This is a genomic window from Streptomyces sp. NPDC058534, assembly GCF_042717365.1.
Classification (GTDB): Bacteria; Actinomycetota; Actinomycetes; order Streptomycetales; family Streptomycetaceae; genus Streptomyces.
The window spans coordinates 21,176-37,061 of the sequence record NZ_JBHXNW010000026.1 but is presented as its reverse complement, the minus strand read 5'-3'; the positions used below and the strand labels follow the sequence as shown (position 1 = coordinate 37,061).

Here is a 15,886-nt window from a genome sequence, read left to right as displayed (position 1 = left end):
GGGGCGCTGGCCTCACCCCGGGGCGCGGACCGGCCGGTGGGGGCCGGTCCGTTCGACCGGACCGGCCCCCACGGGCAGAGCTTCGTCTCCCGGGCCGGGAGACCACCGCTTCAGGTGTGTCGGCTACTGCATGACCGCCATGGCGAGCGCACGCCGAGCACGCATCGAGGCGCGCTCCGCCCGGCGCTGCATCCGGCGAGCGGTCGCCAGGCGCATCGCCCGACGCTCCTGCTCCGCCTCGATCAGGCGGTCGTGCATATGCGCACGTGCCAGGGCTTCTGGGATGAGTTGCATTTCGCGGGTCCTGTTCTGACGCGAGTCCTTCGCGCCGGTGGTGGTGAAGTCTTCAGGCGCGGAGCCTGCGATGTCGTGGGGAGACGGCTTCATCGGGGCCTGCTTCTGGGGGTCGTACGTGAGGGGGCGGTCGATCGTTCCGGTGATGTTCATGCCGAAACCGGGTTCTTGCGCGGGCGACCACGGGGCCGCTTCCGGGCGACGACGACACCCTGGACGAACAGCTCGCCACCCCAGACGCCCCAGGGCTCACGCCGCTCCTTGGCACCGGCGAGGCAGGCCTCGATCAACGGGCAGGTGCGGCAGAGGGACTTGGCGTACTCGACGTCCGCCGGCGACTCGGCGAAGAAGACCTCCGGGTCGTAGGAACGGCAGGGGACGGGCACGCCGAGGTTCTCGATGGCGTCGTCGAGCGCGGTGAGCGCGGTGAGCGGGGTCAAGGTGGAGTCCTCCGTGGAACAGGGCTTGGGGATCGTGTCGGAAGGCGGTACGGACGGGGCGTGCGCTTCGAGTTGCACGGGTGGTCTTCCTCGTCTGGTCGTTCCGGCCGGTTGGCCGGTTGGCCGCTTGGTACCGGGTTCTTTTCTTGTCCCGAGGCTCCTTCGTGCTGTCATCCCCGTTCGGGGACAAACAGAAGGGCCGCGGATCCCGGGTGGGGTTCCGCGGCCCTGAAGGCGCCGGCCTGATCGACGATCAGGCTGGATCACTCCAGGGTTCTGGCCCACGGAAGGCCCACATCAGGTGGTGCTGCGTCGTCTGCTTCCGGAATCCGGCACCGGTCGCGGTAAAGGCATAGGCCTGCGCCTGTGCCGTTACAGCTGCTTCCAGTGCCTTGGTCGGTCGCTCATTGCGCTCACGGACGGGAAGGCCCGCGGGGGCAACGGAGGAGGCGGCCGGACGCACGGCGCGAATGCCGGACAGACCGGTGCCCGAGTTGGAGGCGCCGAGCATGCACAGGGAGACGGCCGAGCGGTCGGTCATTGTGGCGGTGAAACCGGCGGTGGAGCTGGTGTTGATGCTGATCACTGGACTCGCCTCCTCTCGGCGTCTCGGGGGACTGGGATGAACCAGTCCGTGGATATGCAAGTACAACACGGATTCAGGGCCTTCGGGAAGGCCGCTGCTCCCGTGACCAAGAACCTATGGGGATTCCCGGGGCATGCGCAAACTATTTTCTCGACGAGTTTGTATCAGTCGCCCTCGTCCAGCCCCGCTCCATCCTGACCTGCGCAGATGGCCAGGACGTCGGCTCCGTAGCGGTTGAGCTTGCGCGCTCCGACCCCCGGGATCCGGGCCAGCTCGCGCTCGTCCTCCGGGACGGACTCGGCGATCGCCATCAGCGTCTTGTCGGTGAAGACGCAGAACGCGGGCTGTCCGCTGCGCCCCGCCTGGACCGCCCGCCACTCGCGCAGCCGCTCGTAGACACCCTCGTCCATGTCGGACGGGCAGTCCTCGCAGCGCATCAGTTTCATCTCGCCGGCGTCGGTGAGCGTGCGCCCGCAGACCCGGCAGCGGGCCGGCGTCCGCGGTGTCCGTCTCGGGACGGCGGCCGCGACGCCGCCCCCTCCGCGTCCGCGCTCGACCCCTCCGGTGCCGCCCGCCGCGGCCTGCCCGCCCGCCGTGCCGGAGCCGGGCCGCAGCCCCTTGAGGAAGCGGCTGGGCCGACGGCTCGGCCTGCCGCCGGGCGAGCGGGCCAGTGCCCAGGAGAGGTGCAGGCGTTCGCGCGCGCGGGTGGCACCGACGTAGAGCAGGCGGCGCTCCTCCTCGATCTGCTCGTCGGTCTTTGCGTAGGTGATCGGCATCATGCCCTCGGCGACGCCCACCAGAAAGACGACGTCCCACTCCAGGCCCTTGGCCGAGTGCAGGGAGGCGAGGGTGACGCCCTGCACCGTGGGGGCGTGTTGGGCGCCGGCCCGCTCGTCGAGTTCCACGACCAGGTCGCTCAGCGTGACGCCCGCTCTGGCGGCGGCGAAGTCCTGGGCCAGTCCGACCAGGGCGGCCAGCGACTCCCAACGTTCCCGGACGGCGCCCGACCCGGCCGGGGGCTCCGAGGTCCAGCCCTCCCCCGACAGCACCGCGCGCACCTGCGAGGGCAGGTCGACGACGTCGTCCAGGAGGGAGTCGTTGCCGCCGAAGCGGGCCGCCGCCCGCAGAGCGCTGTGGGCCTTGCGCACCTCAGGGCGGTCGAAGAAGCGCTCCGCGCCTCGCAACTGGTACGGGACACCGGCGTCGGCGAGGGCCTGTTCGTAGGTCTCCGACTGGGAGTTGGTCCGGAACAGGATCGCGATCTCGGCGGCGGGAACACCCGCGTCGACGAGTTCGCGGATGCGTCGGGCCGCGCCCTCGGCCTCGGCCGGTTCGTCCGGGTACTCGGTGTAGGCGGGCTCGGGGCCGGCCGGTCGCTGGGAGACCAGTTCCAACCGGTGGTCGGCGGCCCGGCCCCGGGCCTGGGCCAGCAGTCCGTTGGCGAGGTGGACCACCTGCGGGGTGGAGCGGTAGTCGCGGACCAGTTTGACGACGGTGGCACCGGGGTGCCGGACACGGAAGTCCAGCAAGTGGTCGGGCGTTGCTCCCGTGAACGAATAGATCGTCTGGCTGGCGTCGCCGACCACACACAAGTCGTCGCGGTCGCCGAGCCACAGCTCCAGCAGGCGCTGCTGGAGCGGGCTGACGTCCTGGTACTCGTCCACCACGAAGTGCTGGTACTGGGCGCGGACCTGGTCGGCGACGTCGTGCCGGTCCTGTAGGACGGCCACCGTCAGCAGCAGCACGTCCTCGAAGTCGATGACTCCGCGACTGCGCTTGAGGTCCTCGTAGGCGGCGTAGAGCTGGGCGATCTCCGCCGGGTCGCGGGGTGTCTCGCGACCGGCCTTGGCGGCCGCGGGGGCGTAGTCGGCGGGGACGGTCTGGGTCACCTTGGACCACTCGATCTCCGCGGTGGCGTCGCGCAGCTCACCCCGGTCGAGGCGGATGCGGCAGGCGGCGGCCGCGTCGGCGACGAGCTGGATCTTGCGGTCGACGAGCCTGGGCAGGGAGCCGCCGATCGCTTTCGGCCAGAAGTACTGGAGCTGGCGCAGCGCCGCCGAGTGGAACGTGCGGGCCTGGACACCGGACGCCCCGAGCTGGCGCAGCCGGCCCCGCATCTCCCCCGCGGCGCGGTTGGTGAAGGTGACGGCGAGCACGCTGGTGGGCTGCAGGATCCCGGCGCGCACCCCGTAGGCGATGCGGTGGGTGATCGCCCGGGTCTTGCCCGTGCCGGCTCCCGCCAGCACGCACACCGGTCCGCGCAGGGCGGTCGCCACCTCGCGCTGCTCGGGGTCGAGCCCTTCGAGCACCGCGTCGGCCGAGTCCGGTACCTGCGGGAAGAGGGTGGAGTGCGTTGCTGCTGTCACACCGCCATGCTGCCAGGTCTCGCGGGACGGGTGAGTCGGTTGTCCACAGGCACGCTCCGATAGTCGTACCAATGCCGATGCGACGGGCCTCACGGGACGGGAATGGTGGCGCCGCCGTGGACGTTCCCCTCCTGCGACCTCATCCCCGAGCCGTCGGATCCCCGAGTCGCCGAAGGAGCGCGAGAGACATGCCGGGCACTGTGACGATGTACAGCACCACGTGGTGCGGCTACTGCCGTCGGCTGAAGAGCCAGATGGACCGCGAGGGCATCGCGTACACCGAGATCAACATCGAGCACGACCCGGACTCCGCGGCCTTCGTGGAGAAGGCCAATGGCGGGAACCAGACGGTCCCCACGGTCCAGGTGATCCCCACCAACGGTGCCACGGAGGTCGTCATGACGAACCCGAGCCTTGCCCAGGTGAAGCAGGCGCTGGGCGCCTGACCCCCGCGAGACGCAGCCCCCGACCCGGCCTCACGCCGGTCGGGGGCTGCGGTGCTTCGTGCGCCGGGGGGGGTCAGGCGCAGCAGTCGCAGCCGGGGCGGCAGCCGCCGCAGGCGTCGGCAGCGAGGCCGGCCGTGCTGGCGGCAGTGCCGTCGGCGGCCAGGACCGACGCGGCCGAGGGTGCGCAGCATCCCTTGCCCCGCCAGGCGTCGCGGCCTTCCTTGATCGCGACGGCCGCGATCAAGAGCGCGGCGATCGGGTCGGCCCACGACCAGCCGAGGGTGGCGTTGAGGACCAGGCCGACGAGCAGCACGGCGGACAGGTACGTGCACAGCAGCGTCTGCTTGGAGTCCGCGACGGCCGAGGCGGAGCCGAGTTCACGCCCCGCGCGGCGTTGGGTGGCGGCCAGGAACGGCATGATGGCGACGGAGAGCGCGGCCAGCACGATGCCGGGGACGGAGCGCTCGGCCTCCGCGTTCCCGGCGAGCGCCCGGACCGCTTCGACGCTCACGTAGGCGGCGAGGACGAAGAACGAGACGGCGATGATCCGCAGCGTGGTCCGCTCGCGGGCCTCGCGCACGGCGTGGTCCGTGGCCGAGAACTGCCAGGCGACGGCGGTGGCGGAGGAGACCTCGATGACCGAGTCCAGGCCGAAGCCGATCAGGGCGGTGGAGGACGCGAGCGTGCCGGCGGTGATGGCCATGACGGCTTCGACGACGTTGTAGGTGATGGTGGCCGCGACGAGCAGACGTATGCGCCGGGTGAGCGCGTCGCGGCGGGCCGGGGAGGGGCCGAGGGTGATCGCGGCCATCAGCAGCACCCCCGGTCCTCGGCGTCCGGACACGTGCGGTCGGTCTCGACGGCCACGACGGCGGTGCGCAGGTCGTCCAGCGCGTGACCGAGGCGTTCGTCGGCCAGCTCGTAGCGGGTGCGGCGGCCGTCGGGGACGGTGAGGACGAGGCCGCAGTCGCGCAGGCACGCCAGGTGGTTCGACAGCCGCGTACGGGAGACGCCGAGCGCGTCGGCGAGGTCGGCGGGGTACGCCGGGGCCGCACGCAGGGCGAGCAGGATGCGGCAGCGGATCGGGTCGGCGAGCGCGCGACCGAACCGGGCCAGTACTTCGATGTCGGAGGCAACAGTCAGCACCCGACGAAAGTACACGACTTCCTGAATTCAGGGGAGCTTGAACCGTTACCCTCTCAACACCCTCCGGTTCGGACCGCCACCCGCCCTCAGAACACGGCGCGCGTCGGTAGTGGCCTGCCGTACCAGAGTTCGATGAGGCGGGCCGCGATCGAGATCCCGTAGGGCGGGAGCACCTCGCCCGACTCGAAGGCGGCGCCCAGTTCGTCGCGGGAGAACCAGCGCGCCTCGTGGATCTCGTCGCCGTCGACCTCGATGTCGGTCGACGTGGCGTGGGCCATGAAGCCGAGCATCAGGCTGGACGGGAAGGGCCAGGGCTGGCTGGCGACGTACTCGACGGGGCCGACGGTGATCCCGGCCTCCTCCTGGACCTCGCGGCGCACCGACTGCTCGATGGACTCGCCGGGCTCCACGAAACCGGCGAGCGTGGAGAAACGGCCCTCGGGCCAGTGGACCTGGCGGCCGAGCAGGATGCGGTCGTCGTCGTCCGTGACGGCCATGATCACGGCGGGGTCGGTGCGCGGGTAGTGCTCGGCGCCGCAGGCGGGGCAGCGGCGGATGTGGCCGGCCGCCGCGATGACGGTGCGCTCGCCGCAACGGGAGCAGAACCGGTGCAGGCGCTGCCAGTTCTCCAGGGCGACCGCGTGGGCCATCAGGCCCGCGTCACGGGGTGCCAGGAGCAGCCCCGCCTCCCGCAGGCCCGCCGGGCGCGCGGACTGGTCCATACGGCCGGGCAGGGAGTCCTTCTGGAGGGCGAAGTAGCTGACCCCGTCCTCGTCGGTGCCCAGGAAGTAGCGGTGTGCCTCGGTGAGCGGGGCCTCGAAGGAGGGGGTCATGACGAGCTCGGTGCGCCCGTCGGGCGTCTCGTCGATGAGGACCTGGCCGCCGGAGACCACGAAGCAGCGCGTCGAGGGGTGGCTCCATGCCGCCGCGAGCCAGGCCTCGTCGAGGCGGTGGTGGGCGGCGCGGTCGATGCCGCTCGGAGCGGTGAGCGAGATGGGACGGTCGGCGGTGCGGTCGGTCCAGGTGGTCACGGGTGCTTCCAACTCCCCCGGTGAGCGGTTCGGTTCGGCAGGCGGGTTCAGCGGGTCGTAGGGCGGCGGGGCGCTCAGGGTGCGTGGCGCCAGTGCTCCCCCAGGTCGCCCCACAGGTGGGCGGCGGTCTCCACTCCCTTGAGCAGCAGGTCCAGCTCCACCTTCTCGTCGGGGGCGTGCCAGCCGTCGGACGGGACGGAGATGCCGAGGAACAGCACCGGCGTGCCGAGCACCTCCTGGAGGTCGGCGGCCGGTCCGGAGCCGCCCTCCCGGGTGAAGCGGACCGGTTTCCCGAAGGCCAGGTCCATCGCGCGGGCCACCGACCGCAGCGCCGGGTGCTCCAGCGGCGTCAGGCACGGGCGCGTGGCCGGGGCGAAGGCGATCTCGCAGCGGATCCCGGCGGGCACCTGTTCGGCGGTCCACGCGTGGACGGCCTTTTCGACGTGCTCCGGGTCCTGGCCCGCGACCAGACGGAAGGAGAGCTTCACCATGGCGGACGACGGGATGATCGTCTTGCTGCCGGGGCCCTGGTAGCCGCCGCCGATGCCGTTGACCTCGGCGGTGGGGCGGGTCCAGACGCGTTCCAGTGTGGTGTGGCCGGCCTCGCCGTGGGCCGCGTACGACTTGGCCGTGTCCAGCCACTTCCGCTCGTCGAACGGCAGCTCGGCGAAGAGGTCGCGTTCCTCGTCGGTGAGTTCGATCACGCCGTCGTAGAAGCCGGGGATCGTCACGCGCGCGTGTTCGTCGTGCAGGGCCGCCACCAGGCGGGCGATCGCGGTGGCCGGGTTCGGGACCGCGCCGCCGAAGGAGCCCGAGTGGATGTCCTGGTCGGGACCGTGCAGCCGGATCTCGCACTCCGCGAGACCGCGCATGCCGGTGCACACCGTGGGTGTGTCCTCGGACCACATGCCGGTGTCGGAGACGATCACCGCGTCGGCGGTGAGCTGGTCTGCGCGCCCCTCGACCAGGGTGCGGAAGTGCGGGGAGCCGGACTCCTCCTCGCCCTCGATGAGCAGCTTGAGGTTCACCGCGGGCGTGGTGCGGCCGGTGGCGGCCAGGTGGGCACGGACGCCGAGTGTGTGAAAGAACACCTGCCCCTTGTCGTCCGCTGCCCCGCGCGCGTAGAGACGGTTCTCGCGGACGACCGGTTCGAAGGGGTCGCTGCTCCAGCCGTCCTCGCGGGCGGCGGGCTGCACGTCGTGGTGGCCGTAGACGAGGATCGTCGGTGCCTGGGGGTCTTCGGAGGGCCACTCGGCGAAGACGGCCGGGGCGCCCGCGGTGGGCCAGACCTCGGCGGTCTCGAAGCCGGTCTCCTTCAGCTTGGCGGCGAGCCAGTCGGCGCTGCGGCGCACATCGGTCGCGTGGTCGGGCTGCGCGGACACCGACGGGATGCGCAGCCAGGCGACGAGGTCGTCGAGGAAGGCGGCACGGTGCTGCTCGATGTACGTACGGACAGCGCTGACAGCATTGTCAACGGGGTGGCTCATGCTCACGAGCCTATCGGCCCGCACGGACACCCCGATCGTGCGGTTCGTCACCGACCGGTTCGGCCAGCAGCAGGTTCTCCAGCGCGGCACGGTCCGGCAGCCCGTCGGGCCGTACGACGTCCCCGGTGCGTACGTAGAGGAATGCGGCCGTCACCGACTCCAGCGGTACGTGCTGCTGCTCGGCCCAGGCGAGGCGGTAGAGCGCGAGCTGGAGCGGGTCCGCGGTGCGGGCTCGGCTCGTCTTCCAGTCGACGATCTCGTACGTCGCCGTTCTCCCGTCGCCCTCCTTGTAGACGGCGTCGATACGGCCGCGCACGACCCGGCCGGCGAGCGTGAGCTGGAACGGCGCCTCGACGCGGTGGGGGGTGCGGCGGGCGTACTCGGTCCGCTCGAAGGCGTCCTTGAGGAACTCCAGGTCCTGTTCGTCGGCGATCTCGGCGTCGTCGCCGGGCAGCTCCCCGGGTTCCAGCAAGGGGAGCGTCAGCGGCTCGAAGCGGGCCTCGACCCAGGCGTGGAACCGGGTGCCGCGGCGGGCGGCGGGCCGGGGCGGGCGGGGCATGGGACGGGCCAGCTCCTGCGCGAAGCCGTCCGGGTCGGCCGCCAGGTCCAGCAGCTGGGAGGCGGTCAGCGACGCCGGGAGGGGCACCTCGGTGACGCTCTCGCGGGCGCGCAGCAGTTCGCCGGTGAGGGCGTCGAGATCGCGGTCCCAGGAGGCGACAGTGCGGGACTCCTCCGGGGTGAGGCGGGCGGGGGCGTCCTGCCCGGGGCCGGGCTCTCCGGGTGCGGCACGGGGCAGGTCGGTACCGTCGGGCTGTCCCGGAGCGGTCGCCTGGTGCGGCACGGTGGGACGGTCCGTGGTCCAGGAGTCCCAGGCGTCGGCCGGGTTCTCGGACCCGCCGGGCTCCGCTTCCTCCAGGGCCGGCTCGTCGTCTTCGGGGCGTGGCGGCCAGTCGGGGTCGTCGTGGGTGTCCGGGGCGGCGTCCTCCTGTGTGGCGAGGTGGGCGAGGACGGTCTCGGCGGCGGCCCGGCGCCGGGCGAGCGCCTCGTCGTCCAGGGGCAGCGGCCAGACCTGATCGGCGGTCGCCCGGTGCAGGGCCGGGTTCTCCTCGTCCTCGGCGGGCTCGTCCGCCCATGCCTCGATCTCGCCGTGCCCGGCCGCGCAGTGCTCGTACAGGGCCGTGAGGAAGGCGGACGGCCCCCGGGGCTTCTTCTGGCTGGGGCCCCACCAGTGGCCGGAGCCGAGCAGCAGGGAGCGGGGGCGGGTGAAGGTTACGTAGCCGAGGCGGAGTTCCTCGGTGTGCTGATGCTCCTTCATGGCCTCGTGGAAGGCCTTCAGGCCGCGGGAGTCCCAGGACTCGACGTCGGGCAGGGTGTCGGAGTCGCCCCGCAGCCCGTGCGGGAGCACCTTGCCCTGGGCGGTCCACTTCTCGCGGCCCTGTCCGCTGGGAAAGGTGCCCGTGACCAGGCCGGGTACGGCGACCACGTCCCACTCCAGGCCCTTGGACCGGTGCGCGGTGAGCACCTTGACGGTGTTCTCGCCGCCGGGCAGGGCGTTGTCGAGGCCCTTCTCGTACTGGGCGGCGGTGCGCAGGAAACCGAGGAAGGCGAGCAAGGTGGCCTCGCCGTCGCTCGCGGCGAAGGAGGCGGCGACGTCCAGGAAGTTCGACAGGGTCTCGCGGCGGCGGGCGGCCAGGGCGTGCGGCGACGCCGACAGCTCGACCTCCAGGCCGGTGACGGCGAGGACACGGTGCAGCACGTCCATGAGGGGGTCGGACAGGGCCCGGCGCAGCTCCCGCAGCTCGGTGGCCAGCCGGGCGAACCGCACGCGCGCGTCCGGTGAGAAGGGCAGCCCGTCGTCGTCCCCGGTGCCGTCCAGCGGCGTCTCCAGGAAGGTGTCGAGGGCGTCGGCGAGCGATATCACCTCGGAGGGGTCGACTCCTTCGACGGCCTCGGCGAGCCTCCGGTCGGGGTCGTCGCCGCCGTCCACGCGCGCGTGGCTCACCAGACGCCGTGCGCGGCGGCCGAGGAGGGCGAGGTCGCGCGGGCCGACACGCCAGCGGGGGCCGGTGAGCAGGCGCACCAGGGAGGCGTTGGCGCCCGGGTCCTGGAGTACTTCGCAGACGGCGACCAGGTCGGCCACCTCGGGCAGGTGCAGCAGCCCGGAGAGGCCCACGACCTCGACGGGGACGTCCCTGGCCACCAGGGCGCCCTGGATCTCGGCGAAGTCGGTCGCGGTACGGCACAGGACGGCGATCTCCCCGGGCGCCTGCCCGGTGCGCACGAGGTGGGCGACGGAGTCGGCGATCCAGTCGATCTCCTCGGCGTGGGTGCCGAGCAGGGCGCAGCGGACGATGCCGTCGCGTTCGGCGCCGGGTGCGGGCCGCAGGGCCTCCACGCCCGCGTGCATGGCGCGCAGGGGCTCGGCGAGGCCGTTGGCGAGGTCTAGAAGCCGGCCGCCGCTGCGACGGTTCTCGCTGAGCGCCTGCCGGGCGGCGGGGCGGCCGTCCGGGTGCTCGAAGTGGGCGGGGAAGTCGTCGAGGTTGGCCACGGAGGCGCCGCGCCAGCCGTAGATCGCCTGGCAGGGGTCGCCGACGGCGGTCACGGGGTGGCCGGTGCCGCCGCCGAACAGACCGGCCAGGAGGACGCGCTGGGCCACCGAGGTGTCCTGGTACTCGTCGAGCAGCACGACCCGGAACTCGTCGCGCAGGAGGCGGCCCACCTCCGGGAGCCCGGCGAGCCGCGCGGAGAGGGCGATCTGGTCGCCGAAGTCGAGCAGGTCCCGTTCGCGTTTGGCGGCGCGGTAGCGGATCACCAGGCCGGCCAGCTCCCGCCGCGCGGCTGCGGCCTCGGGCACCTTGCGCAGATCGGCGTTGCTGAGCCGGACCCCTTGGAGGGAGTCCAGGAGTCCGGCGTCCCAGGTGCGCAGGTCCTCCGGGCGTACGAGGTGCTCGGCGAGTTCCGCGTCGAGGTTGAGGAGGTCGCCGACCAGGTCGGGAAAGGAGCGGGTGAGGGCCGGGTAGGGGCCCGGGGCCTCACGCAGCACCCGCGCGGCGAGCTGGTAGCGGGTGGCGTCGGCCAGGAGGCGGGAGGTCGGCTCCAGGCCGAGCCGCAGGCCGTGGTCGGTCAGGAGACGGCCCGCGAAGGCGTGGTACGTCGAGATCACGGGTTCGCCCGGTGGGTGGTCCGGGTCGATCACGTCCGGGTCGGTGACGCCCGCACGGATCAGGGCCTTGCGGACACGCTCGGCGAGTTCGCCGGCCGCCTTGTTGGTGAAGGTGAGTCCGAGGACCTGCTCCGGGGCGACCTGGCCGGTGCCGACCAGCCACACCACACGCGCCGCCATGACCGTGGTCTTCCCCGACCCGGCTCCGGCCACGATCACCTGCGGGGCGGGCGGCGCGACGATGCAGGCCGTCTGCTCCGGGGTGAAGGGGATCCCTAGGAGCTCCTTGAGCTGATCGGGATCGGTGAGATGGGCAGGCACGTCAGAGAGGCTAGCGGCGGCCACTGACATTGATACTCGTAGCGGGTTCCGGAGCCGGCGGAAGCGCTGGTCAGCACGTGTGGTGCGGCTCATCACACCGGTTGCGGCGCGGTTCATCACACCGGTCGCGGCGCGGCTCATCACACCGGTCGCGCGCGCCCGCCCCGTTCGCCACTCCGCGTCCCGCCGGGCGGAGCCGCGTCGGCACGGCTACTCCACGACGTGCCGTCCCTCGGGCCGCGCGCTGCACGACGCGCGGAAGGCGCAGTGCGTGCAGTGCTGGCCGGCGGTCGGGGTGAAGCGTTCGTCGAGGACCTTGCCGGCGGCGGTGGCCAGCAGGTCGCCGACCCACTCGCCCGCCGCTCCCTCCTGTGACTCCTGCGCCTGCACCTTGGGCAGGGTCTCGCCGCCGTCCCGCCGGGGCGCGCCCTGGCGGAGCTGGACGAGTTCGGCGCCGCCCGGTTCGGGGCGTACGCCGTCGAAGGCCTCGTCGACGGCGCCCTCGCGGACCGCGAGCTGGTAGACGGCGAGCTGCGGGTGGTGGACCACCTCGGCCGCGGTGGGTGCCTGCTTGCCGGTCTTGAAGTCGACGACGTAGGCGCGGCCGTCGCCGTCGGTCTCGACGCGGTCCATCTGGCCGCGGATGCGCACCTCGTACTCGCCCGCCTCCAGGGTCACGTCGAAGTCGTGCTCGCTGGCCACCGGCGTGCGCCCGGCGCGGTCCATGACGTGCCACTTCAGGAAGCGTTCGAGCGCCACGCGCGCGTTGGCCTTCTCCTGCGTGGACTTCCACGGCGCGTCGAAGGCGAGCGCGTTCCACACGGAGTCGAGGCGTTCCATGAGGACGGCGAGGTCGGCCGGGGTGCGCCCGGAGGCCACCTCGTCGGCGAGGACATGCACCACGTTGCCGAAGCCCTGGGCGGCCGTCGCGGGCGCGTCCGCCTTCACCTCGCGGCCCAGGAACCACTGCAGGGCGCACGTGTTGGCCAACTGGTCCAGGGCGCTGCCGGAGAGCGTGACGGGCTGGTCGCGGTCGCGCAGCGGCACCTTGCTCTCGGTCGGGTCCCACATGCCCCACCACCGGTACGGGTGGGCGGACGGCACCAGCGGACGGCCGTCCTCGTCGGTGAGGGCGGCCAGCCGGGCCAGGCGGCGGGCGGCGGCCTCCCTGAGGGGTTCGGAGACGCGGGGGTCGACGGTGGTGGCCCGCAGCTCGGCGACGAGCGCCGCGACGGCCAGGGGGCGGCGCGGACGGCCCGTGACGTCGGCGGGTTCGACGCCGAGTTCGGTCAGGAACCGGGAGGGCTGGTCGCCGTCGTCGGCCGGTGCCTTCACCGCGGTCACGACGAGGCGTTCACGCGCGCGCGTGGCGGCCACGTAGAACAGGCGCCGTTCCTCGGCGAGCAGGGCTCCGGGTGTCAGCGGTTCGGCGAGACCGTCGCGGCCGATCCGGTCGGCCTCCAGCAGCGAGCCCCTGCGCCGCAGGTCCGGCCAGAGTCCCTCCTGGACGCCCGCGACGACGACCAGCCGCCACTCCAGCCCCTTCGAGCGGTGCGCGGTCATCAGGCGGACGGCGTCGGGGCGGACGGCACGCCGCGTGAGGGTGTCGGCGGCGATGTCCTCGGCGTCGATCTCCTCGAGGAAGTTCAGGGCGCCCCGGCCACCGGTGCGCTCCTCCGCGCGGGCGGCCGTCGCGAACAGCGCGCACACGGCGTCGAGATCGCGGTCGGCGTTGCGTCCGGCCGCGCCGCCGCGCCGGGCGGAGCGTTCCAGACGGGTCGGCCACGGGGTGCCGTCCCACAGGTCCCACAGAGCCTCCTCGGCGCTGCCGCCGTCCGCCAGGCGCGCGCGGGCCTTGCGGAGCAACGCGCCGAGACGCTGGGCGCCGCGCGCGTAGGCGGGGTCGTGCACCGCCAGCCGCTCCGGCTCGGCCAGCGCACGCGCGAGCAGTTCGTCCGAGGGCGCGGGCAGCGCGTTGCCGGCGGCCCGCTCCTCGTCGCGCAGGGCGCGGCCCAGGCGGCGCAGGTCGGCCGCGTCCATGGCGGCGAGGGGGGAGGTGAGGAGGGTGAGGGCGGTCTCGGTGGGGAGCCAGCAGGGGGCCGCTGTCTCGGCGTCGGCCGCTGCCTCCGGGCCCGCTGGTGCCTCCCGGTCCGCCGGTGCCTCCGCGTACGCCGCTGCCTCCGCCTCCGCCGGTGCCTCCGCGTACGCCGCTGCCTCCGCCTCCGCCGGTGCCTCCGCGTACGCCGCTGCCTCGGCATCCGTCGGTGCCTCCGCGTACGCCGCTGCCTCCGCCTCCGCCGCAGTGCCGGTCCCGGGCTCGCCCTCACGCGCGTCACCGGCGCCGTCCGCCACGGCACCGGCACCGGCACCGGCACCGCCGGCCGCGTCACCGGCACCACCGCCCCCCGCGCCACCGGCGACCTCCCCGCGCCGGGGCTCCCCCGCACCCGCTCCCGCCTCGGCCTCCGCCACCGCCCGCAATGCCGTCAGCAAGGGCGCCACCGCGGGCTCGTGGCGCAGCGGAAGGTCGTCGCCGTCGATGTCCAGCGGGACGCCGGCCGCGGTGAGCGCCCGGCGCATCGTGGGAATGGTGCGGGAGCCGGCGCGCACCAGGACGGCCATGTCGCCCCAGGGGACGCCGTCCTCCAGGTGGGCCCGGCGCAGGATGTCGGCGACGTTGTCCAGTTCGGTCCCGGAGGTGGGGTACGTGTACACCTCGACGCGCCCCCCGTCCCGCACCGGGGTCAGCTCGCGGTGGGCTCGCACCTTGGCGGCGGGAAGGCGGGTCAGCGGCATCCGCTGGGTCAGCAGGCGGGTGCCGGCCAGCAGGGCCGCCCCGGAGCGCCGCGAGGTCCGCAGTACCTCGACCGGCGCCGGACGGCCGTCCGCGCGCGGGAAGGCGGCCGGGAAGTCCAGGATGCCGTTCACGTCCGCGCCCCGGAAGGCGTAGATCGACTGGTCGGGGTCGCCGAAGGCGACGAGGGTGCGCCCGCCGCCGGCCAGGGCGTGCAGCAGCCGTACCTGGGCCGGGTCGGTGTCCTGGTACTCGTCGACGTAAACCGCGTCGTACTGACCCGCCAGGTGTGCGGAGACCTCGGGGCGGCGGGCGAGGAGCACCGCGCGGTGGACCAGTTCCGCGTAGTCGAGCACGCCTTGCAGGTCGAGCACGTCGAGGTACTCGGCGAGGAAGACGGCGGCGGCCCGCCAGTCGGGGCGGCCGATGCGCCGGGCGAAGTCTCCCAGCGCCTCCGGGCCCAGACCGAGTTCGCGGCTGCGGGCGAGCACCGCGCGGACCTCGTCGGCGAAGCCGCGGGTGGTCAGGCAGGCGCGCAGTTCGTCGGGCCAGCGCACGTGTGCCAGTCCGAGCCGCTCCAGGTCGACCTGCCCGGCGAGCAGCTCGCGCACCGTGACGTCCTGCTCCGGACCGGACAGCAGGCGCAGGGGCTCGACGAACAGGTCGCTGTCCTGGTGGGCGCGGACCAGGGCGTAACCGAAGGAGTGAAAGGTCGTCGCCCGCGGGGCGCGGGCGGCGCCCATGCGCAGGGCCATGCGGTCGCGCAGCTCGACGGCAGCCTTGCGGCTGAAGGTCAGCACCAGGATGCGCTCGGGGTCGCCGCCCTTGGCGATCCGGTCCGCCACGGACTCGACGAGCGTGGTGGTCTTGCCGGTGCCCGGACCCGCGAGGACGAGCAGCGGACCGGTGCCGTGGTCAACCACGGCACGCTGTGCGGCGTCCAGACGAGGGGGGTCCTTTCGCGCCGGCGGGGTACGCACCAGTCGGTAAGCGCCGCGGCTCCCCCGTCGCACCTGGGGGTGCGACGGGTGTCCGGTGAAGGAAGAGGAGCTCACGTGGGTTCGCCGGTCCTGGTGGGTGTGCTGGTGGGTCCGCGTCGCGCGCACGGCGGTGAGCGCGGGATGAGGGGGACGCGTGCGGCCGACGCTACGCCGACGGACGAGGCGGAAGCAGAGCTTCCCCTTCTTCCCTCTCTTCCCTCGGGTCACTCGCGACGCGCGTGCCCCCCGCCCCACGAACGTACGTCATGCCACAGACATGCCCGATGTGTCCCGTTTCCCTCATCCGGATCACAGGTCACACGCCGACCGGCCTCATGGCGGAAGCTGTCAGGTGTGACCCTGTGCACGTCCGCCGCCGTCCCACCGCGCCCGCTTCAGGTCGAGGCGCGGCAGATGGCCCTCCGCGGCCCTGCTCGCCTCCTTCAGGGGCGTGCCCTCGTCCCGGTAGCGGTCGAGGGCCTCCAGTTCGTGCCCGGCGAGCAGGGCCCCGTCCGCGCGGACGACACGCCACCAGGGGACGCCTCCCCCGTAGAGGGACATCACGCGGCCGACCTGACGGGGTCCCCCTTCCTCCAGGTACTCGGCGACGTCCCCGTACGTCATGACGCGGCCCGGCGGGATCAGGTCGGTCACGTCAAGGACTCGCTCGGCATACTCGGGCAGTGCGTCCGCGTGCTCCGCGCGGGCGCCGTCCGGAAGGCTCTGCTCGCTCATCCGCCCCATCCTGCCGCACCCCTGCGACGAAGCGACGCGCTCCCGACGATGCGCATCCCTCGCCCGGACGCGGCGCTTCGGGCAGACTGTGCGGCCC

At 73.2% G+C, this 15,886-nt stretch carries 12 protein-coding genes; 1 reads left to right on the top strand and 11 read right to left on the bottom strand.

The annotated features are described in order from the left end of the window. Nucleotides 1-123: 123 nt before the first annotated feature. The 4 genes from ACFWR9_RS17915 to ACFWR9_RS17900 all read right to left on the bottom strand — a co-directional run bounded on the left by ACFWR9_RS17915 (nt 124) and on the right by ACFWR9_RS17900 (nt 3,686). A complete protein-coding gene (locus tag ACFWR9_RS17915; RefSeq protein ID WP_114529058.1) occupies nt 124-447 on the bottom strand; it encodes a hypothetical protein in 324 nt (107 codons plus the stop codon). Next, nucleotides 444-812, bottom strand: coding sequence for a WhiB family transcriptional regulator (locus tag ACFWR9_RS17910; RefSeq protein ID WP_003973786.1), 369 nt, complete (start codon nt 810-812; stop codon nt 444-446). Before ACFWR9_RS17910 ends, ACFWR9_RS17915 begins: the two co-directional genes overlap by 4 nt. A gap of 175 nt (nt 813-987) precedes the next feature. Continuing rightward, on the bottom strand, nt 988-1,320 hold the full coding sequence (locus ACFWR9_RS17905; RefSeq protein ID WP_383842672.1) for a hypothetical protein: 333 nt from the start codon (nt 1,318-1,320) through the stop codon (nt 988-990). Nucleotides 1,321-1,484: 164 nt separating this feature from the next. Continuing rightward, nucleotides 1,485-3,686, bottom strand: coding sequence for an ATP-dependent DNA helicase UvrD2 (locus tag ACFWR9_RS17900; protein ID WP_383842669.1), 2,202 nt, complete (start codon nt 3,684-3,686; stop codon nt 1,485-1,487). Between the two features lie 188 nt (nt 3,687-3,874). Between ACFWR9_RS17900 and ACFWR9_RS17895 the strand changes: the two genes are divergently transcribed. Next, the gene (locus tag ACFWR9_RS17895) at nt 3,875-4,132 is read left to right on the top strand and encodes a mycoredoxin (protein WP_383842666.1); all 258 of its coding nucleotides are present in this window, start codon (nt 3,875-3,877) and stop codon (nt 4,130-4,132) included. 73 nt (nt 4,133-4,205) lie between these two features. Here ACFWR9_RS17895 and ACFWR9_RS17890 read toward each other — a convergent pair whose 3' ends face one another. The 7 genes from ACFWR9_RS17890 to ACFWR9_RS17860 all read right to left on the bottom strand — a co-directional run bounded on the left by ACFWR9_RS17890 (nt 4,206) and on the right by ACFWR9_RS17860 (nt 15,789). Then, entirely contained in the window at nt 4,206-4,943 is a 738-nt protein-coding gene (locus ACFWR9_RS17890) for a cation transporter (RefSeq protein ID WP_383842663.1), read from the bottom strand. After that, nucleotides 4,943-5,278, bottom strand: coding sequence for an ArsR/SmtB family transcription factor (locus ACFWR9_RS17885; RefSeq protein ID WP_383842659.1), 336 nt, complete (start codon nt 5,276-5,278; stop codon nt 4,943-4,945). The genes ACFWR9_RS17890 and ACFWR9_RS17885 overlap by 1 nt, the downstream gene beginning before the upstream one ends. Nucleotides 5,279-5,364: 86 nt before the next feature. Further along, entirely contained in the window at nt 5,365-6,309 is a 945-nt protein-coding gene (nudC, locus tag ACFWR9_RS17880) for an NAD(+) diphosphatase (RefSeq protein WP_383842656.1), read from the bottom strand. 74 nt (nt 6,310-6,383) lie between these two features. Then, the gene (locus tag ACFWR9_RS17875; protein ID WP_383842653.1) at nt 6,384-7,796 is read right to left on the bottom strand and encodes a dipeptidase; all 1,413 of its coding nucleotides are present in this window, start codon (nt 7,794-7,796) and stop codon (nt 6,384-6,386) included. Between the two features lie 10 nt (nt 7,797-7,806). Then, nucleotides 7,807-11,280 (bottom strand): UvrD-helicase domain-containing protein, encoded by a 3,474-nt coding sequence (locus ACFWR9_RS17870; protein WP_383842650.1) that lies wholly within the window; start codon nt 11,278-11,280, stop codon nt 7,807-7,809. Nucleotides 11,281-11,490: 210 nt separating this feature from the next. Beyond that, nucleotides 11,491-15,129 (bottom strand): ATP-dependent helicase, encoded by a 3,639-nt coding sequence (locus ACFWR9_RS17865; RefSeq protein ID WP_383842647.1) that lies wholly within the window; start codon nt 15,127-15,129, stop codon nt 11,491-11,493. 273 nt (nt 15,130-15,402) lie between these two features. Then, nucleotides 15,403-15,789 (bottom strand): MGMT family protein, encoded by a 387-nt coding sequence (locus ACFWR9_RS17860; protein WP_383842644.1) that lies wholly within the window; start codon nt 15,787-15,789, stop codon nt 15,403-15,405. Nucleotides 15,790-15,886: the final 97 nt, after the last annotated feature.

Coding starts and splice junctions, on each gene's coding strand:
- ACFWR9_RS17915 (WP_114529058.1), bottom strand. CDS start 447: ATGAACATCACCGGAACGATCGACCGCCCCCTCACGTACGACCCCCAG.
- ACFWR9_RS17895 (WP_383842666.1), top strand. CDS start 3,875: ATGCCGGGCACTGTGACGATGTACAGCACCACGTGGTGCGGCTACTGC.
- ACFWR9_RS17890 (WP_383842663.1), bottom strand. CDS start 4,943: ATGGCCGCGATCACCCTCGGCCCCTCCCCGGCCCGCCGCGACGCGCTC.
- ACFWR9_RS17875 (WP_383842653.1), bottom strand. CDS start 7,796: ATGAGCCACCCCGTTGACAATGCTGTCAGCGCTGTCCGTACGTACATC.
- ACFWR9_RS17860 (WP_383842644.1), bottom strand. CDS start 15,789: ATGAGCGAGCAGAGCCTTCCGGACGGCGCCCGCGCGGAGCACGCGGAC.